Genomic DNA, 21,109 nt, shown 5'->3' on the forward strand with positions numbered 1-21,109 from the left:
CTTTTGCCTTGGTGGTGATTCGTGCAAGTTGAACTGAAAGATATCAAAGGGGGTGTTCTTGAGCAAGAGTACTCCTGTTCATTAACTGATTTTCCTGATCTGAATATGCTTGCACAGGTTGATGGTCCAAAATATCTGGATCCGCAGGTCTTTAAGTTGCGTCTACAGCGGACAGGGAAATTTGTTGAAGTTGACGGTCATCTGGATGCTGTTGTCCGTTTAAATTGTGGGCGATGCTTGCAAGACTTTGAAAAAACAGTGTCGGAATCGTTTAGCGTTACTTTTGTTCCACAGGTTGAAGACGAAGAGGTCGATGACGAGGTTGAACTTGAAGCTGATGATCTCGGCTTGGTCGTCTATGCTGAAGAGACATTAGACTTTCGTGACACTTTACAGGAGCAGCTGTTGATGGCCGTTCCTATTAAGCCTCTATGCGCAAAAACATGTCAGGGACTTTGCCCGGAATGTGGTAAAAACCTGAATATTGAAAAGTGCAGTTGTACCAAGAAGCCTTTTAACAATAAATTTACGGCATTAGCTGGAATAGATTTTAAGAAGACCTGATCATTAGCGAATCAGGCATTGATTTGCAATTAATTATAACGTGAACAAAATTATTTGTTGACTTGCAAGGAGAAAGTAAATGGCAGTTCCAAAGAAAAAGACCTCTAAATCTAAAAAAAATATGCGTCGCTCTCATGATGCAATCAGTACTCCAGGGTTTTCAGTGTGTTCTCAGTGTCAAGAACCTAAATTGCCACATCGCGTGTGTCCACATTGTGGAACCTATAAGGGTAAAGAAATTATTAGCAGTGACGAAGTCTGATCTGGCTTATATTTAGACTATGATTGTTAAAATCGCTGTAGATGCTATGGGTGGGGATAACTCACCTGCTGTCGAGGTCGCTGGAGCTGTTGCCGCCTGTAAAGAGTGGGGGTGTGAAGTTGTTCTTGTCGGCGATACGGCGAAAATTCAGGCTGAGCTTGAAAAATATCAAACCCGCGATCTGAAGATTGAAATCCATCATGCCAGTGAAGTTGTTGGTATGCATGATTCTCCCTCTGATGCGCTGCGCAAGAAAAAAGATTCGTCGATTCGCGTCGCGTTTAATCTTGTTCAACAAGGTGTCGCCTCGGCGGTTGTCAGTGCGGGTAATTCTGGTGCCATTATGGCGAGCGGGATGTTTGTTCTCGGTCGTGTCAAGGGGATCGAGCGTCCTGCTATTGGCACATTTCTCCCTAATCTCAATGATCAAACCATGGTCCTTGACATGGGGGCAAATGTTGACTGCAAGGCGTCACACCTCTATCAATTTGCTATTATGGGCAGCCTCTATGTTGAGAATCTTCTTGGTAAACCTCATCCACGGGTTGGTCTTCTCTCTAATGGTGAGGAAGAAAAAAAAGGTAACGATTTAACCAGAGAAACTCACCAGCTGTTGAAGGCTTCGCAACTCAATTATCTCGGCTATGTTGAGGGCGGTGACGTTTATAATGGTGCAGTCGATGTCGTTGTCTGTGACGGTTTTGTCGGCAATGTTCTGTTAAAGGTGTCAGAAGGTTTGGCCGTTGCTATCGGCACAATGTTAAAACAGGAGATCGAAAGCCGTTTCCTGGCAAAGCTTGGCTTCCTTTTTAGTCGACAAGCTTTTTCTGCTTTTAAAAAAAGAATTAATCCTGCGGAATATGGTGGCGCCCCCTTGTTAGGGATATCTGGTGTCGGGATTGTTTGCCATGGCAGCTCAGATCCGGTCGCTATAAGCATTGCGATCCGCCAAGCTGGCGAATATGCAAAAGTTCGGTTTGAAGAAAAACTTGCAACTTTACTCTGAGTATAATGAATTCAGGATATCTAGTCTTTTGAGGCAAGGGAGCTTTCATTGATGAAATCGAAAATAATTGGTACCGGTTCTTATCTTCCTGAGCAAATCCGCACGAATTATGACCTTGAACAAATGGTTGATACTACTCACGACTGGATCGTAGCTAGAACCGGCATTGAGGAGCGGCGTATTGCCGCTGATGATGAATGTACCTCCAGCATGGCAACTATCGCTGCACAACGGGCCTTGGATATGGCCGGGGTCGCTGCTGAAGATGTCGATTTGATCGTTATGGGGACAATCACCGGTGATTATCCCTGGCCCGCGACCGCTTGTATTGTCCAGGCTAACTTGGGGGCTAAAAACGCTTATGCCTATGATGTCTCAGCTGCTTGCAGTGGTTTTCTTTATGGACTGTCGAGTGCAAACGATTTCCTCATGTCCGGACGCGGCAAGAGAGCATTGGTTATTGGCGCTGAAACTTTAAGTCGCTCAATTGATTGGACGGATAGAAATACCTGTGTCCTGTTCGGTGATGGTGCAGGCGCAGTTCTTCTTGAAGCGCAGGAGGGAGATTCGGGGATATTGTCCTGTCATCTCCATTCCGATGGCCATTATCTGGAACTTCTGTATCAACCGGGCTTTGGCGCTAAAAACCCCGCATCAATCGAGGGTTTTAATCAAAAACTTGGCTTCTTGAAAATGCAAGGGAACGAAGTCTTTAAGGTGGCTGTACGATCTCTGACTGAGGTCTCAAAAGAAGCTCTGGCTGCCAATAATTACACCAGTGCTGATGTGGCTCAGTTTATTCCACATCAAGCGAATCTCAGGATTCTCGAAGCGACAACGAAGCGTTTGGGTTTGACCAAAGAACAAAGCTTTGTCAATGTTAATAAATATGGAAATACTTCCGGTGCCACCATTCCGATAGCGATTGACGAAGCTTACCATCAAGGTTTGTTGAAAGAGGGCGATCTTATCCTTTCAGCTGCTTTTGGCGGTGGATTTACCTGGGCTTCTACGTTGATCCGTTGGTAGCTTTCTCATGTTGAAAGAATTGAAAGATGGTATTTTGAGTGATACCATCTTTTGTTTTTGGCCAATCGGATTTTTTGTAGACTGGTTGAAATTGGTAAACTTAATACATCAGGAACGTAAATAAAATGGATGCATTTGTTTTTCCAGGTCAAGGTTCCCAGTATCAGGGGATGGGCAAGGATCTTTCGGAAAACTTTAAAATTGCTCAACTCGTCTATGAAGAGGCCAATGATTCCTTGGGGTTTGATATCAAGGCTCTCTGCTTTTCTGGTCCTGAGGATGCCCTCAAGCTGACAGCAAATACCCAGCCAGCAATCTTGGCTACCAGTATTGCGGCTCTTCGAGTTCTTCAGGCGGAGACAAACCTGTCCCCATCTTTTGTGGCCGGTCATTCTCTTGGTGAGTACTCAGCTCTGGTTGCTGCTGGGGCGCTCACCTTCGCTGATGCCCTAAGAATTGTGCGTAAGCGGGGCACCTACATGCAAGAAGCCGTTCCTTTCGGTGTCGGTGCAATGGCTGCGATTTTAGGGGTTGAAGGGGATGCAATTGTCGAGCTTTGTGAGCAAGCCGCAGCTGATGAGGTTGTTGCCCCTGCTAACTTTAACAGTCCTGGGCAGATTGTAATTGCTGGACATACAGCCGCTGTCAAGCGGGCCATTGAGCTGGCAAAAGAGCGTGGTGCCAAACGAGCAATGCTCTTGCCCGTGAGTGCCCCGTTTCATTCAATTTTAATGGCTCCGGCGGCACAACGATTATTGCCTGAGCTTAACCTGATTACCGTTTCGCCATTGACTTGCCCGGTTATAACAAATGTGGAAGCGCTTCCTAATGACGATGAATCGAAAGTTATTGAGCTGCTAGTGAAGCAGGTTTGTGCCCCGGTTCGTTGGGATGAGTCAATTCTGAAGATGAAAGATCTAGGGGTGACCCGGTATATTGAAATTGGCCCTGGAAAAGTTCTTTCAGGTTTGATAAAGAGGATTGATCGAGCAGCGACATTGAAAAATATTGGTGACGTTCCCAGTTTAGAAAAAATTCAGGGGTCATCTGATATATAATGGCTTTAATATCTGCTACTGAAGGATAATCGTATGGTTCAGGATAAAGTTGCTTTGATCACAGGGACGTCTCGTGGTATCGGTCGTGGTATCGCAACGGCATTAGCTGCCAACGGAGCAAAGATTGTTGCTGCCGGAACAAATTTGCAAGCGACTGAAGATTTTGTCGCCGAACTTAAAGCAGCTGGTACGGAGGCTATAGCAGTGCGATGTGACGTCTCGGTCGCTGCTGAAGTTGAACAACTAGTTAAGACGGCCAAGGAGACTTTTGGCCGGATAGACATTCTGGTCAATAATGCCGGAATTACCCGTGACGGATTACTGTTGCGGATGAAAGAAGAGGACTGGGATGCAGTTCTTGACATTAACCTAAAGGGTGCTTTTTTATGCACTCGAGCAGTGTCTAAGCTCATGACGAAACAACGCTGTGGCCGGATTATTAATATCGTTTCAGTTGTAGGTCAGACCGGAAATCCAGGACAAGCAAACTACTGTGCCAGCAAAGCGGGACTGATGGGGTTGACCCGTTCTAATGCTCAGGAGTTGGCGAAGCGAAATATTACAGTCAATGCGGTCGCTCCAGGATTTATTGCCACCGATATGACCGATTCTCTCCCTGAAGAGCAACGTCAGGATTTGGCAGCAAGGATACCATTAGCAAGATTAGGGTCGGTTGAGGATATCTCTCATGCTGTGCTTTTTCTTGCATCTGATCATGCAGGGTATATAACAGGGCAGGTAATCGGTGTTAATGGCGGAATGTACATGTAAGTAACAGGCTTATTGAAAAGCCTACATAACTTAAAAAAAAGGAGAAAGTAGATGGCTTCTATTGAGGAAAGAGTAAAACAGATTGTTGCTGAGCAACTTGGTGTGGATGAAGAACAGGTTGTTGATTCAGCCGCTTTTATGGATGATTTAGGCGCAGATTCTTTGGACACTGTTGAATTGGTCATGGCTTTGGAAGAAGAGTTTGATGTTGAGATTTCTGATGAAGATGCAGAAAAAATTCAAACCGTGAAAAATGCTATTGACTATATCAACAAAGCTTCCTGATTAACTGCGGTGGTGTCGGAGTCCTAATCTGACGCCACCGTTTTATTTGTTTCTGTTTGATGACTAAATATTCCTCATTTTTAAAGAGAGATTTTTTATGCGTAGAGTCGTAGTAACCGGACTTGGTGTCGTATCTCCCTTAGGAACTGGTGTTGAAAAAAACTGGGCAGCGGTAACCAGTGGTCAAAGTGGCATCAGTGCGATTACCCGCTTTGATGCTTCTGAGCTACCGACCCAAATCGCCGGTGAAGTCAAAGATTTTAATGCTGAAGACTATATTGCGAAGAAGGAGATCAAGAAGATGGATCTCTTCATTCAGTATGGGCTTGCTGCTGCGGAAATGGCACTGCAAGATTCTGGTCTTGAAATCAATGATGTTAACGCTGAACGTGTTGGGGTGTTAGTGGGTTCAGGGTTGGGAGGCCTTCCTGCAATCGAGAAATACCATCAGGTGTTGCTTGAGCGGGGTTATAAAAAAATCACCCCCTTCTTTATTCCTATGCTGATCATCAACCTCGCTCCTGGACAGATCTCGATAAAGTTTGGTGCTAAAGGTCCAAATCTCTCTTCTGTCTCTGCGTGCGCAACGGGAACTCATTCCATTGGTGATGCGTATCATATGATCGCCAGAGGCGATGCCGATGCGATGTTTGCCGGGGGTACGGAATCAACAATTACTCCCTTAGGGATTGGCGGTTTTAATGTTATGAAAGCGCTGTCAACCCGCAATGACAGCCCGCAGACCGCAAGCCGACCTTTTGAAAAAAATCGTGATGGTTTTATTATGGCTGAAGGTGCCGGCATTCTCATGCTTGAAGAGTATGAAAGTGCGAAGAAGCGTGGTGCGGATATCTACTGTGAGGTGGCAGGATACGGGTTAAGCAGTGACGCTCACCATTTGACGCAACCAGCTCCGGGCGGTGAAGGTGCCTCTCGGTGTATTAAGATGGCTCTCCATAATGCGGGTTTAAATCCTGAGCAAATTGACTATGTCAATGCCCATGGAACATCTACATATTTCAATGATCTCTATGAGACGATGGCGATAAAAAATGTTTTTGGCGATCATTCTAAAAAAATTATGGTCAGTTCTACCAAGAGTATGACGGGGCATGGACTCGGATCTGCGGGAGGTATCGAAGCTGCCTTTTCTGCTTTAGTGCTGAAGCATGGCGTGATTCCGCCAACGATCAACTATGACGAACCTGATCCTGAGTGTGATCTGGATTATGTCCCTAATCAAGCCCGACAAGTCGATTGCCAGGCGGTAATATCTAACTCATTTGGCTTTGGTGGTACGAATGCAACCCTGGCCTTTCGTAAAATCTGAGGTGTTCAATGTTAGTCATTGGTAGTGATCATGGTGGATATGAATTAAAAACTGCGATTATCGAATTGTTAAAAGAGCGAGGTGTCGAGTTTGCCGATTTAGGGACGGATGGTGGCGACTCTGTTGACTATCCAGACTTTGCTGAAAAAGTTGCAGGTGCCGTTTCTACAGGTGAGGCCGACTTAGGTATTTTAATCTGCGGCACAGGTATTGGTATGTCGATCTCTGCCAATAAATTTGCTGGGGTTCGTGCCGCTCTGGTTCATGATGAATTTACGGCGCAGATGGCTCGGGAGCATAACAATGCCAATATCCTCGTCATGGGGGGGCGAGTTCTGTCTCTTGAGCAAGGAAAAAAATTTGTTGAAATCTGGTTAGATACTCAATTTGAAGGGGGCCGACACCAGAACCGGCTTGACAAAATTACCGCTATTGAAAAGCGGGTTAACTCGATATAAATTAGACGGGGCTGAGTGAATGCCTCGTTTTTTATTTAAAGCTCTTTGATTCGATGTGAGAGGATACAAACAGGTATGAGCAATCTTAAAGATTTTGATCCAGAGATTTTTCAGGTGATTAACAAGGAAACGCAACGCCAAGAATACAATCTTGAGTTTATCGCTTCAGAAAACTTTGTCAGTGAAGCGGTTATGGAGGCTCAGGGTTCGGTTCTGACCAACAAATATGCAGAAGGTTATCCCTCTAAGCGCTATTATGGCGGCTGTGAGTTTGTCGACGTCGCGGAACAATTAGCTATAGATCGTGCCAAAGAGTTATTTGGGGCTGAACATGTCAACGTGCAACCGCACTCAGGTTCTCAGGCAAATATGGCTGTCTATATGGCTGTTTGTAAGCCTGGCGACACGATCCTTGGTATGAATCTGGCCCATGGAGGGCATTTGACCCATGGCTCTTCGGTCAATTTTTCCGGGAAACTCTACAACATTGTCCCTTATGGACTAAGTGCCGAAACAGGAACGATCGACTATGAAGAGGTTGAGCGCCTTGCCAAAGAGCACCAACCGAAGCTGATTGTTGTCGGTGCCAGCGCTTATCCGCGTGAGATTGATTTTCCTGCATTTCGTCGGATTGCTGATTCAGTCGGTGCTGCCGTAATGGTGGATATGGCTCACATTGCTGGGTTGGTTGCTGCGGGCATCCATTCCAATCCAGTCCCCTATGCAGAATTTGTCACGACGACGACCCATAAAACCTTGCGCGGGCCTCGTGGTGGGATGATCCTGTGTACGGAGGAATGGGGTAAGAAAATCAATAGCAGTATCTTCCCTGGCATTCAGGGTGGACCACTGATGCATGTTATTGCCGCAAAGGCAGTCGCTTTTAAAGAAGCACTGCGGCCTGAATTTAAGGATTATGCGGCACAGGTGGTCAAAAATGCCCAAGCTTTGGCTGGCGCATTGGTTGATAAAGGGTATAATCTGGTGTCTGGTGGTACTGATAACCATTTGATGTTGGTTGATTTCACTGGTACCGATATTACCGGTAAGGTTGCCGAAAAAACTCTGGAAGATGCGGGGATTACAGTCAACAAAAATGCTGTTCCTTTTGATTCCCGATCGCCATTTATTACCAGTGGAATACGGGTTGGAACGCCAGCGACAACAACACGGGGCTTAAAAGAAGCTGACATGCGGCAAGTGGCCGAATGGATCGATCGTGCTTTGCAAAATATTGATAACGCTGCGGCGTTAGCGACGATTCGCGCTGAGGTGAAAGAGCTTTGTCTGCGGTTTCCTCTCTACGCGCATCGATTGCAGTAGGAGATATTGATGAAGCGGCCAGGCTGGGATGAATATTTTATGCAGATAACGCAACTGGTCGCTACGCGTTCAACTTGTATGCGGAGAAAAGTTGGGGCGCTGTTGGTTAAAGATAAGAATATTCTGGCAACGGGCTATAATGGTGTGCCGAGTGGTATCACCCATTGTGATGTTACCGGATGTTTGCGCGACCAATTAAACGTCCCTTCGGGGGAGCGGCACGAACTGTGTCGCGGCCTGCACGCTGAGCAGAATGCCATCATTCAGGCCGCAAAGCATGGCGCTGGGATATCAGGTTCAATCCTCTATTGTACAGATTCACCCTGTATTATTTGTAGCAAGATGCTGATCAATGCCGGAGTGACCAAGGTGGTATTTGGTCGGGGCTATCCAGACAAGTTATCTTTAGAGATGTTAGCTGAGGCCGGAATCAGCTTTCATCAACATGTGGGAGAAGCTCAGGAATGAATTGTCCTTTTTGCCGTTATGCCGATACCAAGGTGGTTGATTCCCGGCTTGGGAAAGAGGGTAATAATGTCCGTCGTAGACGGGAGTGTCCATCTTGCGAGCGTCGTTTTACGACCTACGAACGAGTTGAAGAAATTCTGCCATGGGTGATAAAAAAAGATGGTCGTCGCGAACCGTTTGATCGCACGAAGATTATTTCCGGAATGCAGCGAGCTTGTGAAAAACGTCCGGTTTCGGTCGAAGAGATAGAAGCCTTAGTAGATCAATTAGAACGACGCTTTCAGGAGTGTGGTGATAAAGAAATTGCCGCAAGTTGGATCGGTGAAGCGGTGATGGACATCCTCCATGATGTTGATGAGGTCGCCTACGTTCGCTTTGCATCCGTGTACCGTCAGTTTAAGGATATTAACGAGTTTATGTCAGAACTCAACGATCTATTGAAAAATTCACACTGACAGTTCTGATTTTGTGTTAACTGTAAGTGCCGGAATATCCATTGGTGATATTCCGGCGTTTGCATTTAATCCGCAGGGATTTATCAATAATGACCGAGTTAAAGCATCAACATTATATGCAGGTCGCATTGAATGCCGCTCTAAAAGGGGTCGGTCGGACGGCTCCTAACCCTCCAGTCGGTGCCGTTATCGTCAAATCAGATCAAATTGTCGGTGTTGGCTTCCATCCTCAGGCGGGCCAACCTCATGCTGAAATATTTGCTCTGGAGCAGGCCGGAGATAATGCCCGGGGGGCGGATATCTATGTGACTCTGGAGCCCTGCTCACATTATGGGAAGACACCACCTTGTGCTGATGCTTTGATTGCTGCTGGGATCAAGGCTGTTTATATCGGGGTTGTTGATCCCAATCCTCAGGTTGCTGGTAGGGGAGTTAAGAAACTTCAGAATGCTGGTGTCGTGGTGCAGACAGGAGTTCTCGAATCCGAATGCCTGCAATTGATCAAGCCTTTTCGTAAACACATTGTGACGGGTCTTCCGTTTACTATTTATAAAGCTGCCGTGACTCTGGATGGCAATACAGCGACAAAATCGGGAGATTCTCGTTGGGTCTCTGGTGAAGCAAGCCTTTTGACTGTGCATCAACTGCGTGATCGAGTTGATGCTATCATGGTTGGTATTGGTACCGTGCTTAACGACGACCCGTTGCTAAATACGCGTCTACCTGATGGCGATGGTCGTGACCCGATGCGAATCGTTGTTGATAGTCAGCTGCGTATTGATCCCCGTTGCCGGTTGTTGACACAGGAATCAACAGCGCAATCGATGATTGCGACCATTTCAACTGATACTAAAAAAATTTCGATATTGCGAGATATGGGGGTAGATGTTGTTGTCCTCCCTTCAGTGTCTGGACGTGTCTCGTTGCCTGCCTTATGGACTTACTTAGGACAACAAAATATCCAACGATTGCTTTTAGAGGGGGGAGCAACTTTGGCTACTGAGGCTCTTCATCATGAGTTAATTGATCAACTGATGGTGTTTATTGCCCCTAAGTTGCTTGGTGGCTCCTCTTTGTTTAGACTATTTTCCGGGACCGGTTGCGACAAAATGGGAGATGCGATCCAACTGGAAAATTTAGATTATCAACAGGTTGGCGAAGACCTGCTGATTACAGGAGATATTGCGTCATGTTTACCGGATTAATTCAGTCTATCGGTCAGGTACGTGCCCTGAAGCAACAACCACGTTCCGCGCAATTGCAGATTTCCAGTAGCTTGGTCAACGAGGATTTGCAGCTCGGTGAGAGTATCGCTGTGAATGGTGCGTGCTTAACTGTCGTCTCCTGGGATAATAGTAGCTTCACTGTTGATGTTTCACCAGAAACCTTAAATTGTACAACGTTGGGTCATTTAAAAGGGGATCAGCTCGTAAATCTTGAACGGGCTTTGCGGTTGTCGGATCGTTTGGGGGGGCACCTGGTCAGCGGGCATATAGATTGTATTGCTACCGTAAAGCGCCGTTATGAGGATCAGAATGCAATTAGATTTGAATTTTCAGTCCCTCAGGAAGCGATCAGATATCTAGTCGAAAAAGGGTCAGTTGCCATTGATGGCGTCAGCCTGACCGTCAATAAAGTCGGTACAGATATGTTTTCTGTCGCGGTTATACCCCATTCCCTGGAAATGACAACATTAAAAGATTGTCGAGAAGGGTCGCAAGTGAATATCGAAACTGATTTGCTCGGGCGCTATGTCGAACGGCTACTCCATCGTGACAAGAATCAACCTAAAGAGACAAATGTTGATTTTGACTTTCTTGCTAAAAATGGTTTTCTGTGAGATAAAATCTGCTTGCAGATAACACAAAGGGATTTAAATTATGCAAATTGAAAAAATAGACGCAGCGCTTGACGATATTCGCGCTGGAAAGATGGTGATTCTTGTCGATGATGAGGATCGTGAAAACGAAGGTGATCTGGTCGTTGCTGCTGAGTTGGTGACACCTGAAATTATCAATTTTATGGCAACCCATGGGCGCGGATTGATCTGCCTTTCATTGACAGAAGAGCGTGCTGATGAACTTGAATTACCGTTAATGGTGACGGAGAATAACTCCTCTTTCGGCACCGCTTTTACCGTTTCTATTGAGGCACGTCAGGGGGTCACGACAGGGATTTCAGTTGCTGATCGCGCCCGGACCATTCAAGTTGCTGTTGCTGATGAGACCACGCCACAAGATTTAGCCCACCCTGGACATGTCTTTCCGTTGCGGGCTAAAAAAGGTGGAGTTATGGTGCGTACGGGACAGACAGAGGGTTCTGTTGATCTTGCGCGCTTAGCAGGGCTTAAACCTGCCGGGGTCATCTGTGAAATAATGAATGATGATGGGACCATGGCGCGCATGCCACAGCTTGAAGTGTTTGCCCAGGCACATGACATTAAAATTATTTCGGTCGCTGAAATTGTTGCCTATCGGATGCGAAAAGAGTCACTGGTACGTCGGGCTGCAGAAACCATGATTCCAACCGAGTTTGGCGGTGAATTCAGAACGATTGTCTATGAGAACGATATCGACAATGCCCAGCACGTCGCTTTGATTAAGGGCGACGTTGATACCGATGCGCCGGTTTTGGTTCGCGTCCATTCAGAATGCTTGACAGGTGATGTCTTTGGTTCTCAACGTTGTGATTGTGGTGAACAGCTTCATGCAGCCATGGCGCAGATTCAAAAAGAGGGGAGTGGCGTTGTTCTATATATGCGGCAAGAAGGGCGCGGCATTGGGCTGGTGAATAAAATCAAAGCTTATGCATTACAAGATCAAGGACAAGATACTGTCGAGGCTAACCACTCTTTGGGGTTTGCCGCTGATTTGCGGGATTATGGCATTGGTGCACAAATTTTATCTGATCTAGGGATCAAAAAATTGCGTTTAATGACCAATAACCCTAAAAAGATGATCGGTCTTCAAGGCTATGGACTTGAAGTTGTTGAGCGAGTCTCAATTGAGATGGCTGCGCATAAGGAAAATCTCAGATATCTGCGCACGAAACAAAAAAGAATGGGGCATCTGCTAGAAAATCTCTAGGGTGTTCAGGAGGTCAATATGTCGAAAATAATTGAAGGAACGCTGGATGCGAAGAAGCATCGTTTTGGTATCATTGTGAGTCGATTTAACAGCTTTATTTCTGATCGTTTGTTAGAAGGGACCATTGATACTTTGACACGCCATGGCGCTGATGAGAAACAGATGACCGTTGTTAAAGTGCCAGGAGCTTTCGAACTCCCTTTGGTTGCTAAGAAGATGGCGGAATCAGATCAATATGACGCGTTAATTTGTCTTGGCGCTGTTATCCGCGGTGGAACACCGCACTTTGAATATGTCAGTGCTGAAATGACCAAAGGGATTGCATCTGTATCGCTTCAGTCTGGATTACCCATTGCCTTTGGGGTGTTAACTACAGACTCGATTGAGCAGGCGATTGAGCGCGCAGGGACTAAAGCAGGAAACAAGGGGGTTGAAGCTGCGATGAGTGCCATCGAAATGGTCAATTTATTGGGAGCTGTATAACCGCATGTCTAATAATCGTCGTGTCGGCCGTGAATATGCGTTGAAGGTCCTATTTGCGTTACAGCTTGATAAAGGACAAGTGCAAGCAGATCAATTGCTCGCCACGTTCTTGAATAATTTCCATTTTGCGGATGACGTTTTAGGGGAGCCTTTAGATGCAGGGGATGTTTCGTTAACTACGGCAGCGCGTTTATTTACAGAGCAGATTGTCAATGGCGTTGTTGAGTATCGCTCTGTCATCGATAAAAACATTGCTGAAGTTGCTAAAAATTGGTCGTTGGAACGAATGGCGCCTGTCGATCTGTCAATTTTAAGAATTGCGACATTTGAAATTCTTTATCAGCCCGATACCCCTGCTGCCGTTGTGATTGATGAGGCAATTGAAATTTCCAAGCGCTATGGCACCAAGGATTCACCTTCGTTTATTAATGGTTTGCTGGATAAAATTGCAAAGAACGCAAGGACAATAAACAGGTCGTAAGCAGCGGCCGAATTGAGGATGTTTATGAGCACTATAAAAATTGGTCTGTTAGGATTTGGAACAGTTGGTACCGGAGTTGTCAGAAACTTTCAACGTAATGCTGTCACGATTGAAAAACGTCTTGGTCATAAAATTGAATTAGCTAAGATTGTCGATCGTGATGCCACCGCTGACCGGGGTGTCACCCTTGAACCCGGTGTGGTCACCACCGATGTGGAAGAGGTCATCAGTAATCCTGAGATAGATATTGTGATTGAACTTTTCGGCGGTTACGAGCCAGCTAAAAGTTTTATCCTTAAAGCAATTGCTAACGGCAAACACATTGTTACTGCCAATAAGGCGCTGATGGCCGTTCATGGTCAGGAAATTATTGCTGCAGCAAACCAGCAAGGTGTTTCTGTTATGTTTGAGGCTGCTGTCGCAGGTGGTATTCCCATTATATCGGCGATAAAGGAAAATCTCTGCAGCAATGAATTCAGCTCAATTCTCGGAATTCTCAATGGCACATGCAATTTTATTCTCACCAAGATGACTGAAGACGGCAGTGATTTCGCTCCTGTTCTTGATGAAGCTCAAAAGTTGGGTTACGCCGAAGCCGATCCCACCTTTGATGTAGAAGGGGTTGATACCGCCCATAAAATTGCACTGTTGTCGGCTCTTTGTTTTGGCACAACCGTAGATTTTGACCAGGTTTATACTGAAGGTATCAGCAAGATTACCTCTATGGATATCAATTTTGCTGAGCAAATGGGGTACAAAATTAAGTTATTGGCTATTGGCAAGAACTATGGTGATCAGATTGAAGTGCGTGTGCACCCAACCATGATCCCTAACTCTTATCAACTCGCAGAGGTCAATGGCGTTTTTAATGCCGTTCGCCTGACTGGTGATTTTGTTGGACCAACACTCCTTTATGGTAGTGGTGCCGGAATGGATGCGACTGCGAGCGCGGTGATGGGGGATGTCATGGCGATCACAAGAGATAAGATCTCTGGTGCTCAGTCTCGTGTGCCGATTATGGGGTACTGTGCAGACCAGATTAAGGCTTTACCGATTAAAGCGATGAGTGAAATTATCAGTCATTATTATTTGCGTTTCACAACCGTTGATCAGCCTGGCGTGCTTGCAAAAATTGCTGGAAGCTTAGGTAAGTATAATATCAGTATCCAATCGATGATTCAGCCCGAATCGCGTAATGTTGATACGGTGCCAATTGTGCTGATGACCCATGCGGCGAAAGAAGCCGATATCTCCTCTGCTTTGGCAGAAATTGAAACCTTGAATATTATTTCACAACCAACCTGTTTGATTCGAGTTGAACCCGATCTATAACGGTTATGAGGTTTGAATTTGTGGTTAACAAGCCGCTCTATTAAGGGCGGCTTGTTGGTTTTATGCCCCCACCTGTAGAAATTTCCGGTTCCACAATATAGCGTTTAATCTTCCGCGTCGTAGTTTTTGGGAACTCATCCTCTCTTAAGGTAAACTTTTTGACTCTTTTGTAGTCGGCGAGATCCTTACCATACGTCAATACTTCTTTCCGAATTAAGGCTTCGATTTCAGCCGCACCCATAGGTCCGCTTTCCAATTCTTTATTCAAGGCAAAGAGAGCTTCCTCTTCGGGAAAGATAATGGCATAGACCTCTTCTGCGGTAGCACTGATTTTGTGTCCGTAAACCATGATCTCAGCGATGTATGGACTTTTTAATAGGTGATTTTCGACTTCTTCAGGGTAAACATTTTTGCCATTAGGGGTGACGATAAGATTTTTCACTCGGCCACAAATCGAGAGCATGTTGTCTTCGTCAATTTTCCCTAAATCTCCAGTGTGATACCAACCATTGGAGAGGATCTCAGCGGTTGCTTTGGCATTTTTATAATAACCTAGCATCACGTTTGGACCCTTGACCAGAATTTCTCCTTCCCCCTCTGCATTGGGGTTGTCAATTTTGACCTCAATGTCTTCAAGCGGTTCGCCGACAGTCCCTGGCTTATTCTTTGTTGGACTTTCAGCGCTGATGACCGGAGAGGTCTCAGTGATGCCATAACCCTGGAGCAGGTTGAGGCCTAGATTGTGAAATCCTTCAGCAATGGCGGGGTCAAGAGCTGCACCGCCACTCACAAATGTGGTGTTGATTCCCACAGCCTGCTTGATTTTTGCGGTGACAATTTTGCGCGTTAAGGGGAATTTGTACAGAAGTCTGGAGCTTGATTTAGATTCAATGTTTTTCATAATCCTTCCGTACAGCAAACGATATACCGCCGGAACGCCAAGAAGAAAAGTCGGTTTAATCTCGTTAAGATTATCACCTAGTTTCTTAATCGATTCGGCAAAGTTGACTTCACCTCCGAGCGAAAGGGGGACGAGGACACCACAGACCTGTTCAAATACATGGTTGATCGGTAGGAAGGAGAGGGTTTTTATGGAACTATCGAGGTTGAACCTCTGACAAGCGGCCTGAATGTTACTGACCAGATTTTGATGGCTGAGCATTGCCCCTTTGGAGCGACCAGTCGTTCCTGATGTGTAGAGCACTACCGCGCGATCTTTTGGAATGTGAGTCGCTGGAGGAAGGGGGACATCATGAAAGATATCTTTATAGGAGTAGAGCCTCTCTTCTTTAAGTAGCCGATTGCGTGATATCTCTGTTTCAGCCAGAAAATTGGTGGATTTATGTTGCTTGCCGTGTTGCTCTTTCTGACCAGTCAATACTAAATGAGCTTCAATTGCAGCCTCTTCCACCGGTTTGCAGAGTTCAGGAGCAATATTCAGCGTTTGAACCAGGTCTTTCCATTGTTTGGAGAGGTTGTCCATAACATCAGAAACATCACTATGATCGATAACTTCTGATAGTGACGCATCGATGAGGATAATTTTTTTGAGTTGTGGTAGATCATCAATGACATCCAGGAGGGTTTCAAACTGTGGCTGTCCTACAAAAATTGCTTGGGCATCGGAATCATTGAGGATGTGGCGGAGTTCTGTTGCTTTAAGTTCTTTATCTATTGGAATGGCAACGCAGCCTCTGCGCAATACGGATAAGTAAGACATGACCCAGCGTGGTGAGGAGACCCCAAGGAGAGCAACGTGAGCTTTTTCTTCAATTCCAAGCTGCTGTAGCCCTGCTGCAAGTTTTTCAACGGTACTCCATAACTTGTTGTAAGTCAGGGGTTGCCACTGGCCTTTATATTTATAACGTAATGCAATCTTATCTGTATTTTTCTGACAACTTAACTGGATTAATTGATCGATCGTCTGCACTTGAAGATTCTCCTTGCTTGGTATTATCTTTACAGCTGTTTACATCGCCTAGCATTAGGTTTACTCTAGCCTTTGTTTAATGATTCAGGCAAGCGTGAAAATAGCTTCCAGCGGTGGAGATGGTGGATTGGAAAAAACAAAGTGAAATTGATAAAATAGCTTGACAGTATTGAAGCTGGTCTGCTAAATAAAACGCCGCAGTTCGATGTAGGCACGTAGCTCAGTGGGAGAGCACTTCCCTGACACGGAAGGGGTCGGCGGTTCAATCCCGCCCGTGCCTACCATGAACTAGCGCGACTGAATATGACGTAGTATTCTGGGGCATCTTAGGATGCCTCTTTTTGTTTACAATCATTATCTCTGCAAACCACGAGATTAAGGGAGAACTCATATGGCTGTATTGCAAATTGAACTTCCTGATGGATCAATCAAAGAGATTGAATCTGGCTCAACTCCCTATGACATCGCTTCCAGTATCGGGGAAAACTTGGCCCGACAATCACTCGCAGCACGTTTTAATGGTGATCTGATTGATATAAGTAGTCCGCTGCAAACATCGGGTAAGTTAGCTTTAATAACCCAAAATTCCCCCGAAGCACTAGAGATCATCCGTCATTCTTCTGCCCATTTGATGGCTCAGGCGGTCAAGGAGCTTTATGGTGATGAGATCCAAGTGACTATCGGTCCGGCGATCAAGGATGGGTTTTATTACGATTTTTATAGTGAAACCAAGAAATTTGTCCCTGAAGATTTCTCGATAATTGAAGCTAAGATGGCTGAACTTGCAAAAGCTGACCTGCAGGTTACCCGTGAGGTTATGAAGCGGGACGATGCTATTTCTCTGTTTCGAGGCATTGGTGAACATTATAAGGTTGAGTTGATTGAAGATCTTGATGCCGAGACGGTTTCGCTCTACCGGCAGGGTGATTTTGTTGATCTGTGTCGAGGCCCGCATGTCCCTCGTACCGGAATGCTCAAGGTGTTCAAATTGACCAGCTTGGCTGGTGCCTATTGGCGCGGCGATGAGCATAATGCCATGTTACAACGGATTTATGCGACCGCCTTTCAGAATAAGAAAGAGCTAAAAGCCCATCTACATCGCTTGGAAGAGGCTAAAAAGCGTGATCATCGTAAACTCGGCAAAGAAATGGATCTTTTTTCCTTTAGTGAAGAGTCAGGGGCCGGATTGGTTCTTTGGCATCCTAAAGGTGCTATGCTCAGGTCCATTATTGAGGATTTTGAGCGTAAAGAGCATTTGAAGCGTGGTTATGAGCTCGTGGTCGGCCCACAAATTTTAAAAACCGAGCTTTGGAAGATGTCGGGCCATTTTGATAATTATCGCGAAAATATGTATTTCACTGAAGTTGACGAACAGGGTTATGGCATCAAGCCGATGAACTGTTTGGCACATATGCTGATTTATAAATCAAGACCACGTTCTTACCGTAACCTTCCGGTTCGCTACTTTGAGCTTGGAACTGTTCATCGGCATGAGAAGTCTGGTGTCCTGCATGGGTTGTTGCGTGTTCGCGGCTTTACCCAAGATGATGCCCATATTATCTGTCGACCAGATCAGATTGATGCCGAAGTCAAAGGGGTTATGCAATTTGTTCAGGACGTTACCGCTATTTTTGGTTTTGAATATGTCATGGAGTTATCGACGCGGCCAGAGAAGTCAATCGGGAGCGATGAGGATTGGGAGCAGGCCACCAGTGCCTTGCACAGTGCTCTCAAGGATAGTGGTCAGGACTTTGAGCTTAACGAGGGGGATGGGGCTTTTTACGGTCCTAAGATTGATGTCAAAATAAAGGACGCGCTTGACAGAGAGTGGCAGTGTGCTACAATCCAGTGCGATTTTACTCTGCCTGAACGCTTTGATCTGACTTACGTCGGGTCTGATGGTGAGAAGCACCGTCCAGTCATGTTACACCGGGTGATTCTTGGATCCATTGAGCGTTTTATCGGAGTATTGATTGAGCACTATGCAGGAAGTTTCCCGCTCTGGCTTTCGCCGGTTCAGGCGATTGTCTTGAATGTGACTGATAATCAAGCTGCTTATGCGCAACAAGTTTTCGAACAACTGCGAAATGCTGGTGTCCGTGTAGAGCTTGACTTGCGTAATGAAAAGCTTGGTTTTAAAATTCGTGAAGCGCAGATGGCCAAGACTCCATACATGCTGGTTATTGGTGATCGTGAGATGGAAACACAGACGGTTGCTCCAAGGTTTAGAGATGGTGAAAATCTCGATCCTATGAGTATCTCAGCGTTTATTGAGCGGATTCAAATAGAAAGCAAGGAATATAAATAATAACTTTAAAAGAAAGGCCCAAAGTGGGTCTTTTCGTTGTTAGGATTTATCCCTTTTTAACCAGAGTAGAGGAGTGTAGTCATAGCTAAAGAAGCGAATATCAATGAGGCCATTAGTGCTCGTCAGGTACGGGTTATTGATGATGAAGGCGGTCAGTTGGGAGTTCTTGGCACTGAGCAGGCATTAACGCTTGCAGGCGAGAAGGGTCTTGATCTGGTCGAGGTTTCACCACAGGCTGATCCACCTGTTTGCCGCATTATGGACTACGGTAAATATAAGTACCAGCAGGCCAAACGGGCTTCTGACGCTAGGAAAAAGCAGGTAAAGGTTGAGATTAAGGAAGTCAAAATGCGTCCGAAGACGGATGACCATGACTTCCAATTTAAAATCAAACATGCCCGCCGCTTTCTTGAAGAGGGAAACAAGGTTAAGCTAACAATTATGTTCCGTGGTCGGGAAAATGCTCATCCGGATCAGGGGATGAAACAATTAACAAAAGCGGTTGACGCTCTTAAAGATATTGGACAAGTTGAATCACACCCCAGCAAAATGGGGCGTTTTATGACCATGATGGTTGGGCCGCTAAAGAAATAAGTAAATAAGTCTTAAATAAACAACAAGTCGTAAAGTTACAGGAGAGACAGATGCCTAAAATTAAAACAAATCGTGGTGCCGCTAAGCGTTTTCGTAAGACAGGCACAGGAAAGATCCGTCGGAATAAGGCTTATACGAGCCACATTTTGACCAAAAAAACGACCAAAAGAAAACGTGATCTTCGTCAGTCAGTTATTGTTGCAAAGGCTGATGCACGAAATATCGCTCAACTCGTACCCTATTTGTAGAGTACATTTCTGCCATCTGGCAGAGCGGTTGTGAACTGTGGGGACAATCTCCCCCTGCAGATCCGGCCACGGCAGATGCCGAAAAAACAATCTAATTCGAAGGAGCAAGTGAGATGGCAAGAGTAAAAAGAGGATTTAAGGCTAGACGTCGTCGTAATAAAGTACTGAAACTCGCTAAAGGTTACCGTGGAGCCAGGAGCAAGCTGTTCCGCTCAGCGACAGAGGCTGTTGACCGGGCCCTGAACTATGCCTATCGCGATCGCCGGGTTAAAAAACGTGATTTCAGGGCTCTCTGGATTGCACGTATTAATGCTGCTGCACGCGATAATGGTCTTTCATACAGTCGTCTGATCCATGGTCTTAAGCTTGCTGAAGTTGGTTTGGATCGTAAAATCATGGCTGAACTTGCAGTCAATGATCCAGCAGGTTTTACTGCTGTTGTTGAAGCTGCTAAGGCAAAATTGCAATAAACAGTTTTTAGCCGTTCCAGGGAGGTGGAGTTAACGACTTCATCTCCCTTTTTTGTTTCTGATTTTGTACAAGAAATTATGAAAGATTTTCATATATCCAGTTTTTTAGGATAGCTCTGACTACGGATTTGTCATATGCAAGAATCTTTAGAAAAATTACAAAAAGTGGCTTTATCAGACTTGCATCAGGCAGGTGATCTCAAATCTCTGCAAGATGTACGGGTGCAAGTTTTAGGTAAAAAAGGGTCATTGACAGAGATCATGAAGGGGATGCGCAATCTTTCTGCTGAAGAGCGTCCTGTCATTGGCAATCTGGTCAATCGCTTAAAAACAGATTTTGAAAATGCATTTAATCTTCGGCAACAAGAGTTGCAGCAAGAGAATATTGCTGCAAAACTGACGTCTGAAAAACTTGACGTCACACTCCCTGGCCGGAGAACCGTTTCAGGTAGCCTGCATCCGGTAACTATGGTGACTGCTGAGGTTAGAGAAATCTTCTCCCGTTTGGGGTTCACTGTTGCTGAAGGGCCTGAGATTGAAGAGGATTTTTATAATTTTGAAGCCCTCAACATCCCTAAAGATCACCCCGCCAGAGACATGCAAGATACTTTCTATATCAGTGATGAGCGCGTTCTGCGCACCCATACTTCACCGGTACAGATTCGTACCATGTTGAAAAATGAGCCTCCGATCCGGATTATCGCACCAGGAACGGTCTATCGTCGAGACTCAGATTTAACCCATAGTCCCATGTTTCATCAGGTCGAGGGGTTTCTGGTCGATGAAAAGGTCACATTCGGCGATTTAAAGGGTGTTCTCACTCACTTCCTCAATGAATTTTTTGGTGAGGGACGCAGTGTCCGTTTTCGACCTTCTTTTTTCCCTTTTACCGAACCGAGTGCCGAAGTCGATATTGAGTGTGTCATCTGTGGTGGTAAGGGATGTCGTGTTTGCGGCAAGACCGGATGGCTGGAAATTCTTGGCTGTGGCATGATCGATCCAGCAGTGTTTGAGTCTGTCCACTATGATCCTGATAAATTCAGTGGTTTTGCCTTTGGTATGGGTTTGGAACGTATGGCGATGCTAAAATATGGTGTCAATGATTTACGCTTGTTCTTTGAGAATGATCTGCGTTTTCTAAAGCAGTTTTGATATTGGGTAAGGATCT

The 21,109-nt window shown here is 45.6% G+C and carries 24 protein-coding genes and 1 tRNA gene; 24 read left to right on the forward strand and 1 reads right to left on the reverse strand.

Translation table 11 applies throughout. The annotated features are described in order from the left end of the window. Positions 1 to 21: 21 nt before the first annotated feature. The 18 genes from BLU87_RS13985 (at position 22) to BLU87_RS14070 (ending at position 14,391) form a co-directional block, all read left to right on the forward strand. Positions 22 to 564, forward strand: a complete 543-nt coding sequence (locus BLU87_RS13985) for a YceD family protein (protein WP_092349891.1) — start codon at positions 22 to 24, stop codon at positions 562 to 564. Between the two features lie 79 nt (positions 565 to 643). Then, a complete protein-coding gene (rpmF, locus tag BLU87_RS13990; protein ID WP_092349893.1) occupies positions 644 to 826 on the forward strand; it encodes a 50S ribosomal protein L32 in 183 nt (60 codons plus the stop codon). A gap of 19 nt (positions 827 to 845) precedes the next feature. After that, on the forward strand, positions 846 to 1,832 hold the full coding sequence (plsX, locus tag BLU87_RS13995) for a phosphate acyltransferase PlsX (protein ID WP_092349895.1): 987 nt from the start codon (positions 846 to 848) through the stop codon (positions 1,830 to 1,832). Positions 1,833 to 1,880: 48 nt separating this feature from the next. Then, positions 1,881 to 2,861, forward strand: coding sequence for a beta-ketoacyl-ACP synthase 3 (locus BLU87_RS14000; RefSeq protein WP_092349897.1), 981 nt, complete (start codon positions 1,881 to 1,883; stop codon positions 2,859 to 2,861). 125 nt (positions 2,862 to 2,986) lie between these two features. Further along, positions 2,987 to 3,919, forward strand: coding sequence for an ACP S-malonyltransferase (gene fabD, locus BLU87_RS14005; protein ID WP_092349899.1), 933 nt, complete (start codon positions 2,987 to 2,989; stop codon positions 3,917 to 3,919). A 33-nt stretch (positions 3,920 to 3,952) separates the two neighbouring features. Beyond that, positions 3,953 to 4,690: a 3-oxoacyl-[acyl-carrier-protein] reductase gene (gene fabG / locus BLU87_RS14010; RefSeq protein WP_092349901.1), complete on the forward strand. Its 738-nt coding sequence runs from the start codon at positions 3,953 to 3,955 to the stop codon at positions 4,688 to 4,690. A 51-nt stretch (positions 4,691 to 4,741) separates the two neighbouring features. Continuing rightward, positions 4,742 to 4,975: an acyl carrier protein gene (acpP, locus tag BLU87_RS14015; protein ID WP_092349903.1), complete on the forward strand. Its 234-nt coding sequence runs from the start codon at positions 4,742 to 4,744 to the stop codon at positions 4,973 to 4,975. Positions 4,976 to 5,072: 97 nt separating this feature from the next. After that, complete coding sequence (gene fabF, locus BLU87_RS14020; protein WP_092349905.1) at positions 5,073 to 6,305, forward strand: beta-ketoacyl-ACP synthase II; 1,233 nt, start codon at positions 5,073 to 5,075, stop codon at positions 6,303 to 6,305. A gap of 8 nt (positions 6,306 to 6,313) precedes the next feature. After that, entirely contained in the window at positions 6,314 to 6,763 is a 450-nt protein-coding gene (gene rpiB, locus BLU87_RS14025; RefSeq protein WP_092349907.1) for a ribose 5-phosphate isomerase B, read from the forward strand. Between the two features lie 75 nt (positions 6,764 to 6,838). Next, positions 6,839 to 8,086, forward strand: a complete 1,248-nt coding sequence (glyA, locus tag BLU87_RS14030; RefSeq protein WP_092349909.1) for a serine hydroxymethyltransferase — start codon at positions 6,839 to 6,841, stop codon at positions 8,084 to 8,086. A 9-nt stretch (positions 8,087 to 8,095) separates the two neighbouring features. After that, on the forward strand, positions 8,096 to 8,554 hold the full coding sequence (locus BLU87_RS14035) for a deoxycytidylate deaminase (protein WP_092349911.1): 459 nt from the start codon (positions 8,096 to 8,098) through the stop codon (positions 8,552 to 8,554). Next, a complete protein-coding gene (gene nrdR / locus BLU87_RS14040; protein ID WP_092349913.1) occupies positions 8,551 to 9,009 on the forward strand; it encodes a transcriptional regulator NrdR in 459 nt (152 codons plus the stop codon). The genes BLU87_RS14035 and nrdR overlap by 4 nt, the downstream gene beginning before the upstream one ends. A gap of 89 nt (positions 9,010 to 9,098) precedes the next feature. Further along, a complete protein-coding gene (gene ribD, locus BLU87_RS14045; RefSeq protein ID WP_092349915.1) occupies positions 9,099 to 10,214 on the forward strand; it encodes a bifunctional diaminohydroxyphosphoribosylaminopyrimidine deaminase/5-amino-6-(5-phosphoribosylamino)uracil reductase RibD in 1,116 nt (371 codons plus the stop codon). After that, positions 10,199 to 10,849 carry a riboflavin synthase gene (locus BLU87_RS14050; RefSeq protein ID WP_092349918.1) on the forward strand — a complete coding sequence of 217 codons (651 nt, stop codon included), beginning with the start codon at positions 10,199 to 10,201 and terminating at the stop codon, positions 10,847 to 10,849. Before ribD ends, BLU87_RS14050 begins: the two co-directional genes overlap by 16 nt. A 40-nt stretch (positions 10,850 to 10,889) precedes the next feature. Beyond that, positions 10,890 to 12,095, forward strand: a complete 1,206-nt coding sequence (locus BLU87_RS14055) for a bifunctional 3,4-dihydroxy-2-butanone-4-phosphate synthase/GTP cyclohydrolase II (protein WP_092349920.1) — start codon at positions 10,890 to 10,892, stop codon at positions 12,093 to 12,095. Between the two features lie 18 nt (positions 12,096 to 12,113). Further along, complete coding sequence (ribH, locus tag BLU87_RS14060; protein ID WP_092349922.1) at positions 12,114 to 12,578, forward strand: 6,7-dimethyl-8-ribityllumazine synthase; 465 nt, start codon at positions 12,114 to 12,116, stop codon at positions 12,576 to 12,578. A gap of 4 nt (positions 12,579 to 12,582) precedes the next feature. After that, positions 12,583 to 13,059, forward strand: coding sequence for a transcription antitermination factor NusB (gene nusB, locus BLU87_RS14065; RefSeq protein WP_092349924.1), 477 nt, complete (start codon positions 12,583 to 12,585; stop codon positions 13,057 to 13,059). Between the two features lie 24 nt (positions 13,060 to 13,083). Continuing rightward, on the forward strand, positions 13,084 to 14,391 hold the full coding sequence (locus BLU87_RS14070) for a homoserine dehydrogenase (protein WP_092349926.1): 1,308 nt from the start codon (positions 13,084 to 13,086) through the stop codon (positions 14,389 to 14,391). A gap of 40 nt (positions 14,392 to 14,431) precedes the next feature. Here the strand turns inward: BLU87_RS14070 and BLU87_RS14075 are convergent, their stop codons facing one another. After that, on the reverse strand, positions 14,432 to 16,321 hold the full coding sequence (locus BLU87_RS14075) for an AMP-dependent synthetase/ligase (RefSeq protein ID WP_092349928.1): 1,890 nt from the start codon (positions 16,319 to 16,321) through the stop codon (positions 14,432 to 14,434). 209 nt (positions 16,322 to 16,530) lie between these two features. Here BLU87_RS14075 and BLU87_RS14080 point away from each other — a divergent pair. The 6 genes from BLU87_RS14080 to pheS all read left to right on the forward strand — a co-directional run bounded on the left by BLU87_RS14080 (position 16,531) and on the right by pheS (position 21,093). Further along, positions 16,531 to 16,605, forward strand: a tRNA-Val gene (locus BLU87_RS14080). A 107-nt stretch (positions 16,606 to 16,712) separates the two neighbouring features. After that, positions 16,713 to 18,629 carry a threonine--tRNA ligase gene (gene thrS, locus BLU87_RS14085; RefSeq protein ID WP_092349930.1) on the forward strand — a complete coding sequence of 639 codons (1,917 nt, stop codon included), beginning with the start codon at positions 16,713 to 16,715 and terminating at the stop codon, positions 18,627 to 18,629. Positions 18,630 to 18,728: 99 nt separating this feature from the next. Then, positions 18,729 to 19,223, forward strand: a complete 495-nt coding sequence (gene infC, locus BLU87_RS14090; RefSeq protein WP_281242568.1) for a translation initiation factor IF-3 — start codon at positions 18,729 to 18,731, stop codon at positions 19,221 to 19,223. A gap of 50 nt (positions 19,224 to 19,273) precedes the next feature. Continuing rightward, positions 19,274 to 19,471, forward strand: coding sequence for a 50S ribosomal protein L35 (gene rpmI, locus BLU87_RS14095; protein ID WP_092349934.1), 198 nt, complete (start codon positions 19,274 to 19,276; stop codon positions 19,469 to 19,471). Positions 19,472 to 19,584: 113 nt separating this feature from the next. Further along, complete coding sequence (rplT, locus tag BLU87_RS14100; RefSeq protein WP_092349936.1) at positions 19,585 to 19,941, forward strand: 50S ribosomal protein L20; 357 nt, start codon at positions 19,585 to 19,587, stop codon at positions 19,939 to 19,941. A gap of 135 nt (positions 19,942 to 20,076) precedes the next feature. Next, on the forward strand, positions 20,077 to 21,093 hold the full coding sequence (gene pheS / locus BLU87_RS14105) for a phenylalanine--tRNA ligase subunit alpha (protein WP_092349938.1): 1,017 nt from the start codon (positions 20,077 to 20,079) through the stop codon (positions 21,091 to 21,093). Positions 21,094 to 21,109: the final 16 nt, after the last annotated feature.

Origin of the sequence: Desulfuromusa kysingii (genome assembly GCF_900107645.1) — a bacterium.
Lineage (GTDB): Bacteria > Desulfobacterota > Desulfuromonadia > Desulfuromonadales > Geopsychrobacteraceae > Desulfuromusa > Desulfuromusa kysingii.